Source organism: Microvirga sp. ACRRW (assembly GCF_022346925.1).
In the GTDB taxonomy this organism is placed as follows: domain Bacteria; phylum Pseudomonadota; class Alphaproteobacteria; order Rhizobiales; family Beijerinckiaceae; genus Microvirga.
The window spans coordinates 118939-138064 of record NZ_JAKRNJ010000003.1 but is presented as its reverse complement, the minus strand read 5'-3'; the positions used below and the strand labels follow the sequence as shown (position 1 = coordinate 138064).

Annotated in this window: 16 protein-coding genes; 11 read left to right on the top strand and 5 right to left on the bottom strand. The window is 60.5% G+C overall.

The window, feature by feature from the left end; translation table 11 throughout:
- Nucleotides 1–12: 12 nt before the first annotated feature.
- Both MHY87_RS07965 and MHY87_RS07960 read right to left on the bottom strand, forming a co-directional pair.
- A complete protein-coding gene (locus MHY87_RS07965) occupies nucleotides 13–645 on the bottom strand; it encodes a response regulator transcription factor (RefSeq protein ID WP_239350888.1) in 633 nt (210 codons plus the stop codon).
- Between the two features lie 163 nt (nucleotides 646–808).
- Nucleotides 809–2554 carry a histidine kinase gene (locus MHY87_RS07960; protein ID WP_239350887.1) on the bottom strand — a complete coding sequence of 582 codons (1746 nt, stop codon included), beginning with the start codon at nucleotides 2552–2554 and terminating at the stop codon, nucleotides 809–811.
- A gap of 432 nt (nucleotides 2555–2986) precedes the next feature.
- On the opposite strand from MHY87_RS07960, the gene MHY87_RS07955 reads away from it, so the two are divergent.
- The 9 genes from MHY87_RS07955 to MHY87_RS07915 all read left to right on the top strand — a co-directional run bounded on the left by MHY87_RS07955 (nucleotide 2987) and on the right by MHY87_RS07915 (nucleotide 11301).
- Complete coding sequence (locus MHY87_RS07955; protein WP_239351489.1) at nucleotides 2987–4405, top strand: DUF1254 domain-containing protein; 1419 nt, start codon at nucleotides 2987–2989, stop codon at nucleotides 4403–4405.
- Nucleotides 4406–4509: 104 nt separating this feature from the next.
- The gene (locus MHY87_RS07950) at nucleotides 4510–4767 is read left to right on the top strand and encodes a hypothetical protein (RefSeq protein ID WP_239350886.1); all 258 of its coding nucleotides are present in this window, start codon (nucleotides 4510–4512) and stop codon (nucleotides 4765–4767) included.
- Between the two features lie 176 nt (nucleotides 4768–4943).
- Nucleotides 4944–5840 (top strand): hypothetical protein, encoded by an 897-nt coding sequence (locus MHY87_RS07945; protein ID WP_239350885.1) that lies wholly within the window; start codon nucleotides 4944–4946, stop codon nucleotides 5838–5840.
- A 171-nt stretch (nucleotides 5841–6011) separates the two neighbouring features.
- Nucleotides 6012–6419 (top strand): hypothetical protein, encoded by a 408-nt coding sequence (locus MHY87_RS07940; protein ID WP_239350884.1) that lies wholly within the window; start codon nucleotides 6012–6014, stop codon nucleotides 6417–6419.
- 19 nt (nucleotides 6420–6438) lie between these two features.
- Nucleotides 6439–7191: an aquaporin Z gene (gene aqpZ, locus MHY87_RS07935; RefSeq protein ID WP_239350882.1), complete on the top strand. Its 753-nt coding sequence runs from the start codon at nucleotides 6439–6441 to the stop codon at nucleotides 7189–7191.
- Between the two features lie 157 nt (nucleotides 7192–7348).
- Nucleotides 7349–8272, top strand: coding sequence for a formylglycine-generating enzyme family protein (locus MHY87_RS07930; RefSeq protein WP_370644883.1), 924 nt, complete (start codon nucleotides 7349–7351; stop codon nucleotides 8270–8272).
- Entirely contained in the window at nucleotides 8272–8793 is a 522-nt protein-coding gene (locus MHY87_RS07925; protein ID WP_239350878.1) for a hypothetical protein, read from the top strand. The genes MHY87_RS07930 and MHY87_RS07925 overlap by 1 nt, the downstream gene beginning before the upstream one ends.
- A 6-nt stretch (nucleotides 8794–8799) precedes the next feature.
- Nucleotides 8800–9276: a YidH family protein gene (locus tag MHY87_RS07920; protein ID WP_239350876.1), complete on the top strand. Its 477-nt coding sequence runs from the start codon at nucleotides 8800–8802 to the stop codon at nucleotides 9274–9276.
- A 465-nt stretch (nucleotides 9277–9741) separates the two neighbouring features.
- Nucleotides 9742–11301 (top strand): arylsulfatase, encoded by a 1560-nt coding sequence (locus tag MHY87_RS07915; protein WP_239350875.1) that lies wholly within the window; start codon nucleotides 9742–9744, stop codon nucleotides 11299–11301.
- Nucleotides 11302–11456: 155 nt separating this feature from the next.
- Here the strand turns inward: MHY87_RS07915 and MHY87_RS07910 are convergent, their stop codons facing one another.
- Nucleotides 11457–13643 carry a CHASE2 domain-containing protein gene (locus MHY87_RS07910; RefSeq protein ID WP_239350874.1) on the bottom strand — a complete coding sequence of 729 codons (2187 nt, stop codon included), beginning with the start codon at nucleotides 13641–13643 and terminating at the stop codon, nucleotides 11457–11459.
- Between the two features lie 112 nt (nucleotides 13644–13755).
- Nucleotides 13756–16467 carry an Ig-like domain-containing protein gene (locus MHY87_RS07905; protein WP_239350873.1) on the bottom strand — a complete coding sequence of 904 codons (2712 nt, stop codon included), beginning with the start codon at nucleotides 16465–16467 and terminating at the stop codon, nucleotides 13756–13758.
- A 250-nt stretch (nucleotides 16468–16717) separates the two neighbouring features.
- Between MHY87_RS07905 and MHY87_RS07900 the strand changes: the two genes are divergently transcribed.
- Nucleotides 16718–17086 (top strand): hypothetical protein, encoded by a 369-nt coding sequence (locus tag MHY87_RS07900; protein ID WP_239350872.1) that lies wholly within the window; start codon nucleotides 16718–16720, stop codon nucleotides 17084–17086.
- Between the two features lie 40 nt (nucleotides 17087–17126).
- On the opposite strand, the gene MHY87_RS07895 is transcribed toward MHY87_RS07900, so the two are convergent.
- Nucleotides 17127–17306: a cytochrome c family protein gene (locus MHY87_RS07895; RefSeq protein ID WP_370644869.1), complete on the bottom strand. Its 180-nt coding sequence runs from the start codon at nucleotides 17304–17306 to the stop codon at nucleotides 17127–17129.
- Between the two features lie 170 nt (nucleotides 17307–17476).
- Between MHY87_RS07895 and MHY87_RS07890 the strand changes: the two genes are divergently transcribed.
- Nucleotides 17477–19123 (top strand): L-serine ammonia-lyase, encoded by a 1647-nt coding sequence (locus tag MHY87_RS07890; RefSeq protein WP_239350871.1) that lies wholly within the window; start codon nucleotides 17477–17479, stop codon nucleotides 19121–19123.
- Nucleotides 19124–19126: the final 3 nt, after the last annotated feature.

Below are 19126 nucleotides of genomic sequence, written 5' to 3'. Positions count from 1 at the left end.
CTTTACCGAGGCTCATGCCTCCACCAGTTTGTTGCGGATCGCGTAGCGGATCAGCGCCGCCGTCGTGTCGAGATTGAGCTTGCGCATAGCCATGGCCCGATGCGTCTCGACCGTCTTGGTACTGATGCTGAGGATGTTGGCGATCTGCTTGTTGGTCTTGCCTTCGGCGATGAGTTGGACCACGGTCTTCTCGCGGGAACTCAGCCCGGACCCATTCGTGGATTCCTGGGATAGATAGGTTTCGAGCAGCGCCTCGGAGACCTTGCCCGTGAAGAACGGCCTGTGAGCTTCCAGGCTTTCCACTGCCGAGATCAGGAACTGACGCGCATCAGACTTGAGCAGGAAACCTCGCGCTCCCGCTTCGAGCACATCCCGCACCAGACTATCGGTGTCGTGCATGGTGAAGACCAACACCTCTACCCCGGGAACGCGACCACGAATCTGCCTGGTCACCTCGACTCCGTTCACCAAGGGCAGCCCGTAATCGAGGACGACGATGTCGGGCCGGGTGAGCAAAGCCAGATCGACCGCCTCCTTGCCGTCCCTGGCCTCGCCGACCACCTCCCAATCCGCATGGCCTTCCAGGATCGTGCGGACACCGGAGCGGACTACGTCGTGATCATCGGCGATCAGGATACGCGTCATCGCGAACCTTTCCTTCGGCGCTTGCTGCCTGGGCCGCTTCGGTGAACCAAGCAGGCGCCGAGCGAACTCCAAGTAGGCCCCAAGCCCCTGGGCATGATACACCGTTTGACTGACGGCCCCACTAGGGAAAACCCTGAACTTGCCGGGGGCAAACCCTGAAACTTCAATGGAGGGTCTTGCGGTTCGCAGGGTTCGGAGCGGACCGCCACGGCTCCAACATGCGGCGGGCCTGAATCAGCGCCCGGCCAGCCACCGTGACCGGGACGATGGCAACCACGGATGTCCCGCTGGGACCGCTCCTGATCCTCAGATCGCCATCGAATTGCTCCAGGCGGGCGCGCATGCCGGCAATGCCGACGCCGAGGCGGGCTGGTCCATCGGAACGGGCTGGATCTGTCATGCCGTGTCCGTCGTCGCGAATGCGAACGACGAGCTGTCCAGATCGGATTCCGGCGTCGACCGATACATGCGAGGCTCCCGCATGGCGGTGGACGTTCGTGAGAGCTTCCTGCACTATGCGCAGGATCGCCCGTTGAAGATCGGGCGCACTGACATCCACCTCCTCCGCAATCCGGATCCTGGCAATGAGCCCGGTCCGTCCGGCGAAGCCCTCGGCAAAGTCTCGCAATGTCGCCTGGAGACCCTCACGAGCCAGGTTTGGCGGATGAAGCAGATAGGTGAAGATGCGCAGCTCACGAAGCGCCTCCGTCAGCATGTCCTCGACCTCGGCCAGAACCTTGCGGCCATTCTTGCTGTGCCGAAGTTCCGGCTTGAGACCTGCAAGTCCGAGATCGGCGGCGACGAGACGCTGGGCGGTCGAATCGTGAAGTTCGCGAGCCAATCGCTGCCGCTCGTCCTCCTGGAGAGCGAGCAACTGCCCGGATAATTCGCTCACCTGATGCTTCGCTCCCGAGACTTGATCGGAGAGTGTCCGAAGGGGCTGTTCCATCTGCCGTGCCGTGAACCAAGCGGCGAACGCACCGGCGAGAGAGAGAAGCGTTGCCGGTCCGGCCATCTGCCACAGAGCGGCGGCAATCGGCGCATCGAGGTTCTCGCGCGGCACGATGACGGCCGTCGTCCAACTGGTGACATTCGAACGGCGGAAGGCGACGAGGACAGCCTTTCCCTGATCGTCGACAGCCTCGATCTTTCCCTCGCTCATGCCGTCGGGCCCGGCATCGGCGAAGCGGGAACTGAGCGCCGCCGGCGCAGGGATGCTGGAACTGTCCCGGCCATCCCGTTCGACGACGATGGTCTGAAATGTCCGATCGTACAGGCCTTTCTCCCATGCGGACGGCGCCGTCTGGTCGCCCATGATCGCACCCAGTCGCGCCTCAGTCAGGGTCGTTGTGATATGGCCGTTCACCCGCCCATCCGGACTGTCGAGGCGCAGGCTCAGAGCCACGACGACACTGCCGTTCAACGGAGCCGTCATCCTTCCGGAAACGGACCATCCCCGCTCGCGGATGCGGTCAAGCTGCTCCCGATGGCTCGGAAATTCGGCGTGCCTCGGGAGTGAAGATCCGAAGGGACGCAAGGTATTCACGACCTGCCCTTCCATATCATTCAGAACGAGCCAGGAGCCTTCGGGAACGGGTGTCTCCTTGAGCTGCCGGTAGAACGCCTGGGTATCGCCGTTAAGAAGCGCCGGGGATCGCGACAGACCCTTTAGGAGATAATTGACCGCGGCGACCTCTTGGTCGAAGCCTAAGGAGAGCGACTTCGCAGCGTCCAGGGCGCGATCTCCGATAGCGCGGCGCTCGTCCACCGCGCGGGAGACGGACAGGGCTGCGGCGACCAGGCACGCGGTCAGGGTAATGATCACGAAAGTCAAGACAACCCGACCGCGCAGCCGGGGCGGCAGGCCCGAGACCGAGCGCGAAACTATCGGGATGGTGCCCTCATTCATGACGGCAGCCTCCGGCCGCACGGGCAACGCAACGGGACCAAAACCGCGACGCAAGCCTTCGGTCCGATAAACTATGTTAATCCCTGAGCCCGTTTGCTGTCGACTGAGATCGGCGCTGCTGACGGAGTAATGAATAAGGGTTCTCCTGCAGCAATTTCAGGACATTCCCCGATAGCCGCGCGGTACGGCACCGGCCAATAGTGAGGCATGCTGGGTGGAATCCGCATCCATGCCGCAGAGCCGGTCGACATCTCGGCGAGAGCCTCGCGTTTGAAGGTTCGCATCGCAAAGGCCGCAACAAAGACAATTGGTTACGTCAGGGCAAAAGCGCATCGGCAGCTCCCCGAAGCTGGCCGACAACCTTTTCAGGAGCGGTCCATGTCTCATTCTTTCCGTCTTTCCTCCGTCAGATCGTTCGGCGCGGCGCTCCTCATGAGCACTGTCGGGATCGCAGGATTGGCAACCGATGCCTTCGCACTCACCGAGCAGGAGGCTCAGGACATCGCCATCGAGGCTTATGTGTATTTCTATCCGATCGTCAGCCTCGACGTGACGCGCAAGCAATTCACCAATCTCGAAGCTGGTAAGGTGCCGGGCCGTGGCCCGATGAATATGTTCAACAACGTGCCGGCCTATCCATCGGGCGACGACAAGGGTGTTGTCCGCTACAACTTCGACACGCTCTATTCTTCGGCCTTCCTCGATCTCACCAAGGAACCGGTCGTGGTCTCCGTGCCGGATACGGGCGGGCGCTATTACCTGCTGCCGATGCTCGACATGTGGACGGACGTGTTCGCGTCACCGGGCTGGCGCACGACGGGCACGCAGGCCGGCGAGTATCTGATCGCACCGGCCAATTGGCGGCCCGATCTGCGCGAGCGCTTCGACGAGTTCCGGCTCCCGGCCGGAACGCAGCGCATCGACGCCCCGACGCCAATCGTGTGGATCATCGGACGCACCAAAACGGATGGCCCTGCCGATTACGATGCGGTTCACAAGATCCAGGCCGGCTACAAGGTCACGCCCTTGTCCGAATGGGGAAAGACGCCGCGACCTCCCGAAGCGAAGATCGATCCGAGCATCGACATGAAAACGCCGCCCAAGGTGCAGGTCGATACGATGCCGCCCCTGAAATACTTTGCCTATGGAGCAGACCTGCTGAAGCTCGCAGGCGCACATCTCACGGATGAACCAATCCTCGCCCGCATGAAGCGGATCGGCATCGAGGCAGGCAAAAGCCTTGACGTCGAGAAGATCGATCCTGTCGCCAGGAAAGCGCTCGAAGCCGCACCTGAGAACGCCCGCAAGCTCATGGAGTGGAAAGTCAGGACACTCGCCCGCGTCACGAATGGCTGGTCCATGAACACGGACACGATGGGCGTTTATGGAAATTATTATCTCAAGCGGGCCATAGTCGCCCAGCTCGGGCTCGGCGCCAATCTGCCGGAGGATGCGATCTACCCGATGAACCTCGCCGATGACACGGGACGACCACTCGACGGCGTGAACAAGTACACGCTTCACTTCGAGAAGGACCAGATCCCGCCCGCTGCAGCCTTCTGGTCGCTGACGCTCTACGATTCGGAAGGGTTCCAGGTTCCGAACAGCCTCAACCGCTTCGCTCTGAGCAGCTGGATGCCGCTCAAGCACAACGCGGACGGCTCGCTGGACCTGTACTTGCAGAACGAGAATCCCGGACAGGACAAGGAAGCCAACTGGCTTCCCGCGCCGAAGGGCCCGTTCAATGTGTTGCTGAGGCTCTACGCCCCGCAATCGGCTGCTCTGACGGGCAAGTGGAACCCGCCACCCGTGATGAAGTTCGAGACGACGTCGAGCATCGTCGCGCAGTGAGGGGCACCGATAAGTCTGGCGAAGCGATGAGGCGACGCTGACGCAACAGATCCTGTCGGGTTGCACCGCCGCTCCGACAGGATTCGCGAAACAGGGGACCTGCCATGCAACGCATCGTTCTGATTGCGGCACTCAGTATCGTGATGACGGCCGAACCGAGCTTGGCACAGGACCGGAAAACAGGGCCTGTGCTGCCTGATGGCGAGATTGCGATTCCGTCGGAGCAAACCCTCGAGCGCGATGCGGTGACGCCGCCGCGAAACGACTTCTCCAGAGACGACAACACCGCCACCAAGCAGATGGACGAGCAGAACCGGAGGATCGACCGCGAGGTCGAGAAAGGGATCTGCACGGATTGCTGATGACGGGCCGCCCAGGTCGACACCAGAGACAGCGCATCGGCAGGAGTGCCTCCGACGGGGGCTGCTTCTCATCCTGATGGATAGGTGATCTGGAATTGAGACGCGAACCGGGCTGAGATGACCTGCCGTGTTCATGTGCCTTAACACTGCGGCAGGTCGAGTAGGGGAAAATTCCGATGCGCCGTTTCGCACAATGCTTGTCCGCACCCTGCCTGGTGTCAGCTCTCGTCGCCGTCGCCGGTTCGGCGGCTCACGCCTCCGATCTGCCGGCTGCGCCGCCCATCGCCGAGGCCCCGGCACCCATGCCGCCCTCATGGACCTTCCGCTTCGTGCCTTACGGTTGGCTTACGTCCATCGACGGCACGCAGACCGTCCGCGGGCGTTCCGTGAAGGTCGATGCGAGCTTTATCGATATCGTCAAGGAGAGTGACACGCTTGTCGCCCTGATGGGAACCTTCGAGGCCCGTCATGACCCCATCGCGCTCTATTCCGATCTGGTCTGGAGCAATATCGGGTTCAAGAGCAGCGATGTACGCACCCGCGCACTGGCGCCAGGGGTGACGGGAACGCTCGGCGCGGAGCTCAAGCTCGATATCGATATGGCTATCGTGGAAGTCGGCGCCGCTTACGAGGTCGCGCGCTCCGGCCCGATTGCTTTCGACATCCTCGGCGCCGCCCGATACTGGTATCAGGAGGCAGACCTGTCGTTCACCATCTCGGGCGCGGTCGATACCGCCAATCTTCAGGTCGCCGGGTCCCGTGCCTTCGCGAAATCCGGCTCCATCCAGTGGTTCGATCCGGTCATCGGCGCGCGCATTCGCTATGCCGTGGCGCCGGGACATGAACTTTTTTTGCGCGGCGACATCGGCGGTTTCGGGATCGGCAGCGAGTTCTCCTGGCAGGCCGTCGGCGGCTACGACTTTGAGCTCGGAACATATCAGGGGGTCACGTTCTCCGGCGTGATCGGCTATCGCGCGCTATACGTCGACTACGCTCAAGGTGAGGGCCGGAGCCGCTACGAGTTCGACATGCTCCAGCACGGCCCCGTTATCGGCATCAGTGCGCGGTTTTGATTCTTGACTGCGAAGGAATCGAAACCTGCCCTGAGCGAACAATTCAGTGTTTTTCCGGCAGCACTTCAGGGGTTACCCCAATTTCAGTTTCTCACAGCAGGGCTAAGCTGTGTATCTCACGAGCGAAAGGATCGGCGTCCATGTCTTCTCGCTCCCTGAGGGAGAACCGCCATGAAGCTGGTTGCACTGAGCGCCATCCTTGTCGTGTGGACCCTGGCGGCCGCGCCTTCAAAAGCTGCGCCTTTTTCTGAAGCGGCTCTCATCCAGCAAGCTCTTCCCAATCTGGTTGAACCGGTACAGGCCCGTAGAGGAGTTGCGGTACGCGGACCGCGTGGCGGTGTCGCCGTCGCCCGCCCTGGATACCGATCTGTGCCCGCTCCCGTCAGGCCGGGCTGGACCCGTCCTGCCTCTTATTGGTGGCGTCCCGGTGCCGCCATTGCCGCGGGAGCGGCGCTCGGCTTCGTAACCGCCGCCGCAGCAACGGCGTATGCCACCTCGCCAGCGCCTGCCGCCGGTTACTGTTGGTACTACACCAACCCGCAACGCACGCAGGGCTTCTGGGACGTCTGCCCGCGTTGACACGGAGGAGAAAGACCTCATGGATCTCCACAACAGCCAAAACGTCCACAAATGCATCGCCGAGGGCATCGGCACTTTCTGGCTCACTTTCGCAGGCTGCGGCAGCGCCGTGATCGCCGCTGCGTTCCCGGATGTCGGGATCGGTTTGCTCGGCGTCTCGCTCGCCTTCGGCCTGAGCGTGCTCACCATGGCCTATGCCATCGGCCACATCTCAGGTTGCCACCTCAACCCGGCCGTCACTGTCGGCCTCGCGGCGGGCGGACGCTTTCCGAAGCAGGACATTGCGCCCTACATCATCGCTCAGGTGATCGGCGCGATCGTTGCCTCTGCGGCTCTGTATGCCATCGCCAGCGGCGCACCGAGCTTCGACATCACCAAGGGTTTCGCCGCCAATGGTTACGGCGCGCATTCCCCGGGCCAGTACAGCCTGATTTCCTGCTTCATCGCCGAGGTGGTCCTCACCATGATGTTCCTGTTCATCATCATGGGTGCGACCCACGGAAAAGCCCCGGTGGGATTTGCGCCCATCGCCATCGGGTTGGGGCTCACGCTGATTCACCTCGTCGGCATTCCTGTCACCAACACATCCGTGAACCCGGCCCGCAGCACCGGCCCCGCGCTGTTCGCTGGCGGCTGGGCGATGGCGCAGCTCTGGCTGTTCTGGATCGCACCCCTGATCGGCGGAATCCTCGGCGGCATGCTTTATCGCTGGCTCAGCGAGGAACCATCGGCACAGGTGACCGGCATCGCGCCTGCTTCTCCTGCGGAGTGAGCGACGCGGCAACATCGACGACGAGGATAAGGGGGCTTTCGATAGCACAGGACAGGCGGGAGACTTCGAGAAAGTGACGTGAATCCGAAGGATTGCATCAATGAACGTCCAGACCATTCCAGAAGCGCCTTCCCGAACGCAACAACCCAATCAGGGGATGATCTGGATCGCAGGCGGGACATTCCGCATGGGCTCGAACGAGCATTATCCTGAAGAAGCGCCGGTCCACCGCGTCACCGTCGACGGCTTCTGGATGGACCGCACGCCTGTCACCAATCGTGAGTTCCGCCGGTTCGTTGAGGCGACGGGATATGTCACTGTCGCGGAAAAGAAGCCCGACCCGAAAGATTATCCGGGCGCGCTGCCGCACATGCTGAAGCCGGGATCGCTCGTCTTCACGCCGCCGGATTATCCGGTGGACCTACGCGACTGGAGCCAATGGTGGGCCTTCACCTTCGGCGCGAGCTGGCGCAAGCCCTATGGGCCCAAATCGTCGATCAAGGGACTTGACGATCATCCTGTTGTGCATGTGGCCCACGCGGATGTCGAAGCCTATGCCGCATGGGCTGGCAAGAGCCTGCCAACCGAGGCCGAGTGGGAATTCGCGGCGCGCGGCGGGCTTGACGGTGCCGAGTTCGCCTGGGGCGACGCGTTCGCACCGGACGGTCGGCAGATGGCGAATACTTGGCAGGGAGCCTTTCCATTTCAGAACAAGAAAGAAGACGGTTACGAGAGAACCTCGCCCGTCACGGCCTTTCCACCGAACACATACGGCCTGCACGACATGATCGGCAATGTCTGGGAATGGACCTCAGACTGGTATGCGCCGAAGCATTCTGCCGATACACCGAAGGCCTGCTGTATTCCAGATAATCCACGCGGCGGGCGCGAAGCCGATAGCTACGATTCCTGCCAGCCTCAAATCCGCATTCCGCGGAAGGTGCTGAAAGGAGGTTCGCATCTCTGCGCGCCGAATTATTGCCGTCGCTACCGGCCCGCCGCGCGGCATGCGCAACCCATCGACACCTCATCGAGCCATATCGGGTTCCGGTGTGTGGTGCGCGAGAAGGGAGCAATGTGATGGCCGAGACCGTCACTCGGACGCAGATGGTCCTGGCGTGGCTCGTGGTCGTTCTGACGGCGGTTCTTATCGTGCTGGGCATGTTCCTGTACGGGTTTTCGGCTGAGGTCAACGACCGCATCTGGCGCAATATTGCCGCCCGTCCCGGCGGCCCCATGACATTCCGCTTCGTCCTTCAGCCTTGCATGGCCGCCTTCGCGGCGCTTCACGATGGGGCGAAAGACGCGCATCTCGGACGCTCGCCTTATCTGTGGTCGCTGCTGACGCACCCGAGCGCAAACGCCGGGCGGTTGAGCGAGGGATTGATCGCCACCGCGCGGATCATCCTGCTTGGGTTGGCGATGGATGCGGTTTATCAAGCGACCGTTCTCAAAACTTTCTATCCAGGCGAGATGGTGCTCATCGCAATCCTGCTCGCCTTTCTTCCCTATGTGCTGCTACGTGGGCCTTTCGCGCGCCTTGTGCGGTGGTGGGACGCCCGGCACGGAAACTCCTCGCCCAATACCGGACCAAAGGGGTGATGCATCATGGCTCTCTCAACCGAAAACGCGCCCATCACTTCAAAATCCAACTCGGATAAGATCTCGGTCGAGCTGTCATCCCGACGCACGGGCATGTCTTTCCAGCGCACGCGCATGAGCGCCGACCGGACGCTCATGTCTGTGGTCCGCACATCTCTGTCTCTCATCAGCTTTGGCTTCACGATCTATCAGGTGTTCGACAAGCTCCGGGAAGCCGGAACCATCACCCATGCCGCAGCGCCCCGAAACTTCGGCGTAGCGCTCGTGCTGTTAGGGATCACGATGCTCGTCATCGGCATCGTCTACCATGTGCAATTCATGCTGGGTCTGCGCCATGAGCGACAGGCCATGAAAGCTGCAGGCCTCGTGCATGCCGAGAGTCATTTTCCCGTTTCGCTCACGCTGATCACCGCCGTCATTCTGCTTCTTATCGGCGTAGCGGCGATTCTCAGCATGCTTTTCCGGGCCGGGCCTTTCGGTTGAAGGGCCTTAGCCACCACTCAAAGTGCTTTTGACTGAGGAGCCGTTCATGGCAAGGCAATTTCTACCATCCGGACCAGGGATTGAAATTGATCACATGCGCAAGCGATGCGAACGGCTTGCTGCAGGACAGGTGATACTCGCCTGTCAGTCCTTTCGCTCCGTCGGGATCGTGCTGGAACTCGACCCGTTTTTTGCGGTCATTGGGAAGGATCGGCTGTTTGCAGGCTTGGCACGAAGGACCTCTCGGCCCGCCGCCATAAAGAAATTTTTCATCAAGAAACACGCCACTCTCCAAACTTTTTGCACGCCACACACATACCGGGCTCAGCTGCAGCAAACTGGCACGCGAGACCGATCATTAGTTCCCGACAACGTCGCGCCTCATCTCTTGTTCCGGCCGCCGCGTCTTTTGCCGGAATGGGAATAGTCAAGCATATCAAATGTTTACAGTGAGGAATATTGGACATGGCCAAGTCACCCAAGGACCGCAAGCCGAACATCCTCGTCATCTGGGGAGATGATATCGGCATCTCGAACCTGAGTTGTTACTCACATGGGCTCATGGGCTACAAAACGCCCAATATCGACCGCCTCGCCAAGGAAGGAATGATGTTCACCGACTCATATGGTGAGCAGTCCTGTACCGCAGGTCGTTCCTCCTTCATCACGGGACAGAGCGTCTATCGCACCGGCCTCTCGAAGGTTGGTATCCCTGCCGCTCCGCAAGGCATGCCGGACAGCATCATTACCATCGCGGAATGCCTTAGAAATCAAGGATACACCACGGGTCAGTTCGGCAAGAATCATCTCGGTGACCTCAACAAGCACCTCCCGACCGTGCACGGATTCGATGAGTTTTACGGCAATCTCTACCATCTCAATGCCGAAGAAGAACCTGAGATGGCGAATTACCCGACCGACGAAGACATTCCAGACTTCCGGGAACGGTTCGGGCCCCGCGGAGTGCTTCACTCCTGGGCGACCGATAAGGACGACCCGACCGAAATGCCGCGCTGGGGTAAAGTCGGCAAGCAGAAGATCGAAGACACGGGGCCGCTTACCAAGAAGCGGATGGAAACCTGCGACGATGATTTCGTGGAAGCCGCCATCGATTTCATCAAGCGCGCAGACAAGGCGGGAACACCGTGGTTCGTGTGGCTCAATACCACGCACATGCACCTGATCACGCACACCAAGCCAAGCAGCCTGGGCCAAGCCGGCCGCTGGCAGTCGCCCTACCACGACACCATGATCGACCACGACAAGAATGTGGGGCAGATGCTCGATCTCCTCGATGAGCTCGGTCTCGCCGAAGACACTTTCGTGATGTACTCCACTGATAACGGGCCGCACCGCAATACATGGCCGGATGGCGCCATGACGCCGTTCCGCAGCGAAAAGAACACCAATTGGGAAGGCGCGTTCCGTATCCCGCTCCTCATCCGTTGGCCGGGGCACGTGGAAGCCGGCTCAATCGTCAACGGCATTATCCAGCATCACGATTGGTTGCCGACATTCCTGACCATGGCCGGGGAACCCGATATCGTCGAGAAGCTCAAGAAGGGCGGGTACAAGGCGAACGGCAAGACCTTCAAGAACCATATCGACGGCTTCGATATGACCGACTACATCACAGGAAAATCGAAGGAGAGTCCGCGCAAGTTCTTCTTCTACTTCAGCGATGACGGCGACGTTCTTGCCATGCGCTACGACAACTGGAAGATGATTTTCATGGAGCAGCGTTGCCGTGGCACCATGCAGGTTTGGGCAGAACCTTTCGTCAAGCTGCGCATGCCGAAATTGTTCAACCTGCGCACCGACCCGTACGAGTACGCCGACATCACATCGAACACTTACTATGACTGGTTCATCCACAATGCGTATTTCATCTATGCGGCGCAGGCCGGCGTGGTCAAATTCCTAGATACCTTCAAGGAGTTCCCGCCAGCCCAACACCCTGGCAGCTTCACTGTCGAAGATGCACATGCGGCGCTGGAGAATGCCGCAGGCGGCGCGAACCACTGACACCAGTTACGCCGGGCGGCGGTTAGTCTGCCGCCCGGCAGCGCCCCTTGGCATGCGGAGAAAAGTCTCGAGAAGCGGGGAATCCGGCTTCGCTACGGGCGGATGCTCGTAGCCGGAGCGGCGGACCGGTTTTCCGGAAACAAGCGCTATACCCATCAATTGGAGGATGCGGCGGTATCGAGCTGCTGCCGGATCCGCTGTATATAGAGATCGTGATAGGTATCGAGGCCGAAGGTGTTTCCCAATTCCCGGCACAGAAGGATCATCTCGAGCGCGTGCGACCACTCACGACGCCGATAGGCCTCGAGCATCGTGTTGTTCCGTTTTTCCAGTTCAAGAAAATCGGATTTCCTGGCCATATCGGATTTGCCCAAGACCGTAAAAATCCGCTCCGGATCGCGCTTTCCCTTGACCTGGAGATGATCGATTTCGAGAACGGCGAACTGAGCGCGGACAGCGTGGGCCGTTTTCTCGCCGACGATGATGGCAACGCCGTATTCCTTCGTCAGCCCCTCCAGGCGCGATGCCAGGTTCACCGTGTCGCCCAGCACCGAATAATTGAAGTGCAGATCAGAGCCAAAATTCCCCACGACGCAGAGACCCGTATTCAGGCCGATCCCGATTCTGAGCGGCGTGACCGGCCGATCGTCGCTAGCCTCACGCTGACGCTGCTCATTGAGCACCTTGAGGCTGTCCAGCATGGCGAACGCCGCCGTGCAGGCGTTCACCTCATGGACCGGGTCGGGAAGCGGGGCGCTCCAGAAGGCCATGATCGCGTCGCCCATATATTTGTCGATCGTCCCACGATGATCCATGATGTCGTGGGTGAGCGGAGTGAAGAGACGGTTCATGAGCGCCGTGAGGCCTTGAGGATCATCCTTGTAAAGTTCCGCGATGGCCGTGAAGCCGCGGACATCGGAAAACAGAACCGTCAGCTCGCGCTGCTCTCCGCCGAGGGTCAGCTTTTCCGGCGATTGCGCCAACTGCTCGACCAGATCGGGAGAGAGATATTGGCTGAAGGCCGATCTGATCCGGAAGCGATCCGCCGAGACGGTCAGGTAGTTCGTGACGACAAGGATCGCATAAACCAGGAAGCCTGAGATCAAGGGAAACGTGTAATCGATCAGGACATCGAGAACGGTGAAGCAGTACCACGTGAAGCCCGCGGTCACGGCGGCGGAAGCGGCGCCAAGGGCGAGAAGGGTACCGGCATTCATCTTGGGCGCTTGCGCGATCAGGAGCACACTCAGCAAAGTGACGAACATAAGCTCGACGAAGGCCGTGTAGCTCGGCCGGCTCAGAGTTGAGCCCATGAGAGCCCCCTCGAGGATCTGAGCGTGCAGTTCCACTCCTGGAAGTGCCGGGTGAACGGGTGTGACCTTGAGATCGAGGAGGCCCGCGGCCGAGGAGCCGATCAGCACCATCTTGCCCTTAAGTCTTTCCTCGGGCACGCGTCCCTGCAGAAGGTCGATGGCGGAAATGTACTGGTTCAGTTTGGGAGCCGAGTAATGAACCCAGACCCGGCCCTTGCCATCCGTCGGGATTTCGAAATTGCCAACCCCGATATTTCGGACGCCGCTTGTATCCGTTTTGACGAAAATCGCGTCCGATCCGACAGAGACCCGCAGCATCTCGAGAGAAAGCGTGGAAACGATAGTTCCGTTCGCCACCGCCACGACCGGAACTCGGCGAACGACCCCATCGCGATCGGCATCGACGGAGAACAGCCCATGCCCTCGAGCAGACTCGTCGAGGAGGGGCAGATTGCGCAGGAGGTGCGGGAAATCGACGAGGAAACGGCGTGGGTCGGGGCCTAAGGTGGCAATTCCCGTCTGGATTGGCGGCTGCGCAATCGGCACAGCTCCCGAAACGCGATATCCCGACTGCCCCAGAACCACCTGAGACGTCCTGATGGCATCGGCGAATATGGCGTCGTTGCTGGGCAGGCGCTGGAGGCTCTGCCGCGTGACATCGTCCAATCCTTGCAGGGTTTCGGCGAAAACCTCCGGCGAGCTGCGGTCCGGCTCCGGAAAGAGAACGTCGAATCCGATGACCGTTCCGCCCTGTCCGGCGATCTTCCCGATCATCTCGGCCATGATCGTGCGCGGCCATGGCCATTGCCCCAAAGCCCGCAGGCTCCGCTCGTCGATATCGACGATAGCGACGAGATCCTGACGTTCCTCGCGCGGGTGCAGGAGCTGATACAGATCGAGCGACTTGAGGCGCAGCACTTCGACGGGACCCGGATCCCAGATCCTTAAAGCAAGCAGGCTCACGAGCAGCATGAAGCCGACGATCCGTCCGGCTCCTATGCGCCGCATCCTGTTCAGAAGAGCGCTCATGACTCCTCATCCGCTAGGTCATATCCCCGAGCACTGGCGTACGGCTTTCCCGTCCGGGGCGCCGAGCGGTTGTGGAGGGATGATACGGCGCTGGCAGCCGGAGCATGGTTCCTCACAGGATGAAATCCGTCGAACGGGGCAGCGCGCCTGCGATGTTCAGCGCGGCGGTCAGCACTTCTCCGCTCTCAAAGGTGACGATGACCGACACGTCGTTATCGTCTCCGACGAGCCGCCTCAGGCCATCGACGGATGCGTTGAGGAACAGTTGGTTTCCTCTCAAGACGAGATCATCCCGGTCGATTCCGGCAATTTCCCTGCCGTTCACGAAGATGTCGACATAGGCGACATCTCCGCTTGGCAGCGGAGTACCGAGAACGGAAGTGTCGATCTGGTCAGGCGCTGTCAGAAGCGAGGCTCCGTCGGTGTTGTCGATTCTGTTCAATTGCGAGAGATTTGCGTCCTCACCAACGCCAAAGGCCGTGATCGTCGCCTTGTAGCGGTCGTTTAGCGTCGCAAGCTCTGCATCGATTGATCCCGATCCTCTGCCATCCGAGAGAAAATACAGGACATTCTTCTCGTTGCCCTGGTCGAGTCCTTGCAGACGCTCGTTGGCTGCCCGCAGAGCATCAGCGAAGTTTGTCCCGCCATCCCCGTCGAGACCCCTGAGATAATTTTCGATGGCGCTCCCTCCAGCCTGATCGAGGCTGAAGGTCTCGGCATTCAAGCCGCTCAGGTCACTGTCCCTGGCATCGGTCGGGTCGGCGCTTCCATTGAACGGGATGATGGTCACGGTGACATCCGCGGGGGAGAAGCCAAGCGCCCTCAGCTTTTCCGTCAGGAGCAACAGGCCTGCGATCTCCGCATCGAGGACTGTATTGGCTCGGCCGTCTCCATTGAGATCGCCGACAGGATCTCCCTTGAACCGGCCCGTGGTGCTGCCGGAGACATCGACGAGGTAGAGAACGTTCATCTGCGGCTGCACGAACGAACCAAGCGAGATAACCAGTTCGAGATCGGCCTTTGCGGTCGTGGTGGCGGTCGGCGCTTCGATGGTCAGGGAGACCGGCTGCTTGTTGAAATCGAGAGTATCGGCGTCCGAAGCCATCTGATCGGGCGTTGAGAACACTCCTTTCCCGTGCACCTGCAAGGTCACGGTTGCCGTATCCTTCCCGCCATGGCCGTCAGAGACGGTATAGGTGAAGGACACCGTCGCGGTCTCGCCCCAGCTCAAGGCACGAAAGTCGTCTCCCGGGTTGAAGACGAGATTTCCTTTCGCATCGAGCGCAACCGATCCCTCGAAGGGAGAGGTCCAACTCACCACCCGCAACGCATCGCGGTCGATGTCGCGGTCATTGGGAAGCACGGAGAGCACCGTCCGCCCATTCTCTTCGATCGCCGTGACGCGGTCATCCCTTGCAACGGGCTCATCGTTCCGGCCGGCGACGACCCAGGTGACGGAGGCGGGCACGATGACTCCATCCTCGAGCATCAAGCGATAGGCAACGGTGACGGTCTCGGCTTCCCCACTCCCCAGATGCTGGTAAGCAGGATGCGTGGGATCCAGGGAAAAGCTCCGTGATGCGCTGAGATATCTCACGCCGGGAGGCAGGGATGCCGGCAAGAGAACGAGCGACGGCGTTCCATCATTGGATGTCGCGGCCTCCGACGAAGCTCGGAGCCTCGTGACCGGCCCGTCTTCGACGGCTGTGCCGCGGATCGGTGAAGGCGCGGTGACGACAGCCGGACGGATCAGCTCATCAAGCGTGAAGCGCTCCTGGGTAAAAGGGACAAAGGTGAATTGCGTCTGCTCAGCCGGGTCGATGGAATGCGGCACGCTTGCCGGAATGATAAGGGAATCCTCGGGATCGCTGCTGCCTCGCCTCTGGGGCGGCCCGGAGAAGAATTGAAACAGATCTCTCACGAAATCGCTTTCGCCCCGAAGCTCGTCGTTCGATTTGGCGATCTGCGTGACCAACGGATCGGCGCCGGCCACGGGCGTCAGAAGGGTCGCGACGCGGGCATCCGACATGGAGGCGAGCACGCGGGCCGGATTGTTCCTATCGAGGAGAACGATCGAGCCGACCCGTCCATCCGGCTCCGTCAGAAGGGAGAAGCGCGTGGTTCCGCTGGCTGCGGCAATCTCCGTTTGAACCGCCGTTCCTCTGATAGCCATGGTGGCGACAGGCGTATCGACCCTGAGATCGCCGGTTTTGGCCACCTGCCCCGCAACGAATCCGATGAGCCCCTGAATCAGCGTGAACATGGCCGAATTCGCGTTCGAGTTCGCCGCATAGACCATGTCGTTCAGCACCATTCGGGCGCTGGATGACAGATTGAAAACCGTCCCATCGTTGAGCTTGATCGTCAGGGACGAATCCGATCCGGTTTGAACGACGTCGCCTTTGGCGACCGTATCGCCCTGCCGCAGCTCGATTTGAATGCCGTTTCGCAGGACGGTGACGGACCCCGACACTTTCTCCACACGGCCGATGGGAATCTGGCCCGGCACTGCAGCATTTGCCTGCGCATATCGCATCGGATGATCCGATGCTGCGAGCGCTTCGATGGTCGCACCCTTGAGGCCCGCCCCCTCCGGCGTGGTAATACCGAGGCGCCGCTCGTCTCTGAAATAGCCGAGGATAACGGCTTTCGTCTCACCCCCCACAAGAACAAGATCGGCTCCGGATCTCTTGAAGCTCGCTGTAAAAAGAAGGTCCTTGTCAGGAAACAGGATCGAGCCCTCAGGCTCAACGCCATGGCTCAACGCCTTCGCAGCGTCGATCTGAATGTCAAAAGCACTGGCACCGCCACTGGACTGGTACACTGCGTAACCCCTTGGGCCGCAACGATCATACGCTTTTCACGAACCCATTCCCACGGGAACGAAGTCTTACCAGTTCGGAGAAATGTCTCCGTCGATTCTGGATTTGCAAATGTCGGCTTCGCATATCTCTGAATGGAAGCTCTTGGGATTGACAAGGTGACTATCCGGCGGGGTATCGATGACCGGATTGACCTGCCGAGCCGTTGAAGCGCCTCGTCAGGCCCAATAGCGTTCACCGGGAGCAACGAATTTGGTCAAGATAATTGGTTCAAAAGCCTGGCGGATTCAGGTCACGAATGATGGTGAGATCGTAGTCCTGGGCATTCGCTCCGATGCGGGAGAGGAGTTCGATGTTCTTTTCAACGCCGTGGATTCCACGCCCATCCTCACCGACCTGCTCACCGATATGGTGCGAACCCATCAGGGAAAGCCGCCCAGAACCTTCTCCGCGAACGCCGGGCCCAACCACGAGAAAAGCGTACCGGTACAGCCTTTGAGCACGCGGATCGACCGGAGCGGTGAAAAACCTGTTCTCGTTCTCGACTTCGGCGGAACTGTGCTGAAGGTCGCAGTCGATCCCGCCGAACTGCAACAGGCCCTGTCCGCACCCCAGGCATAAGCCTTTCTGTGTTCACCCGTGTGGCTTCCATTCTGCCTGGTCAACGTAACGTGTAGAGATAGGTCGCCACGTGCCTGGCTTCGGCGCTCGAGATCCCCGTTACCGGCATCGCGGTCTTGGAATCGATGGATTTCGGGTTCTCGATCCATTGCACCAGATTGTCGGGTGAATTGGTCGTCACGCCACCGATAGTGACGCAGGCGGCGAAGCCTCTGAGCATCGGTTCCGATGGCTCAAATTGTCAAACTATTGTCCTTTCCGATCAAGCATCACTCGAAAACCAGCCTAAGCTGATCCTTAAGGGAAGAAGGAATTTTTCCCTCAATAACGGGAGCGGAGACGCCTCAAGTTCCTATCGCGTCTTCGTATCTCGATTAGGAGGACGCGCTCATGTCTCGTTCCAGCAAGGACGACGGGTCATTACCCGATTCATCGGATCCGATCGGCATTCCCACAGGCATCGACCGTCGCGCATTTCTCGTGCGTCACGCGGCTATCGGCGCAGCTGCCGTGATGACCGGCGCGACCTGGTCTCCCGAAGCGCGCGCACAGCAGGCGGCAACCGAGGCCGCGGCGCAAAAGGCTGCCAAGGAAGCGGCCGGCGATGATGCTGGCCTCAAAATGAGTTCGACCCTTTCGCCCAATCTCGATGTCGTCAAAACATCGAAGGGGCCGGTGATGACGGTCGCGGATGAGTTCTACAAGGTCGGCCCCGGGCCATCGAGTTCGCACACCATCGGGCCGATGCGCATCACCTATGACTTCTATCAGCGCTGCACCAAACTCCCCGCAGATCAGTTGGCGCAAGCCACGGGCCTGAAGGTTCACCTCTTCGGCAGCTTGAGCGCCACGGGCAAGGGCCACGGCACCGAACGTGCATCGCTCGCAGGGCTCGTGGGCAAGGAACCGGCAACCGTCGATCCACGCTTCCTCGATGAGATGATCGCCAAGCCTCAACAGACCTATCCGGTGCAGCTCGGCAGCAAAACGTTCAATCTGTCCTTGGCGGATATCGTCTATGACGCGCCCAAGGGCGATTTTCCGCATCCGAACACCATGACATGCAGGCTCATGGCGGGCGACAAGGTCGTCTATGAGCAGGAGTATTATTCGGTCGGCGGCGGCTTCATCGAATGGAAAGGTTACGAGCCGCCCAAGAAAGGCCAACCGAAATATCCCTATGCGACCATGAAAGAGCTGCGGGAGCACGCGGAAAACAACAACCTTTCGGTTGCCGACGTCGTGATGGCGAACGAAATCGCCGTGTCCGGAAAGAGCGAGGAGCAGGTCAACGCCTTCCTGGACAAGATCGCCAACGCGATGATCGCAACCGTGAAAACCGGTTTGTCCTACAAGGACGACGTGCTGCCTGGGCCGATCAAGCTTCACTCCAAGGCTGCCACCGTCTTTGAACGCGCCAACGATGACACTTACATGAGCGACCGCGCCATCGGTCTGGTGTCTGCCTTCGCCCTGGCCGCGTCCGAGGAGAATGCTCGTGGTCATCTGGTCATCACCGCGCCAACCGGCGGATCGGCAGGCGTTATGCCCGCTGTCGTCTATGCTCTGACGCAGAGCCCCCGCGCGGTGCCCATGGACAAGATCCGGGAAGGTCTGTTGGCCGGTGCCGCTGTCGGCTATCTGTGCAAGCACAACGCGACGCTTGCGGCAGCCGAAGGCGGATGCCAGGCCGAGATCGGTGTCGCCTCAGCGATGGCAGCCGCGCTGATCACGCAGGTCCTGGACCAACCGCCGCGCGTTATTGAGAACGCGGCAGAGTCCGCTCTCGAGCACCACCTCGGCATGACCTGCGATCCCGTCGCCGGCTATGTGCAGGTTCCCTGCATCGAGCGCTGCGCTTTCGGCGCGGTGAAGGCCTGGGTGGCTTCCATGATCGCCACCAATGAGATCGCAAGCAGGCACAGGGTCGATCTCGATACGACGATCCAGACGCTCGCCGACACCGCCAAGGACATGAACCCGAAATACAAGGAAACCAGCGAGGCCGGCCTTGCCCAGAATCTCGTGCTCTGCTGAGTG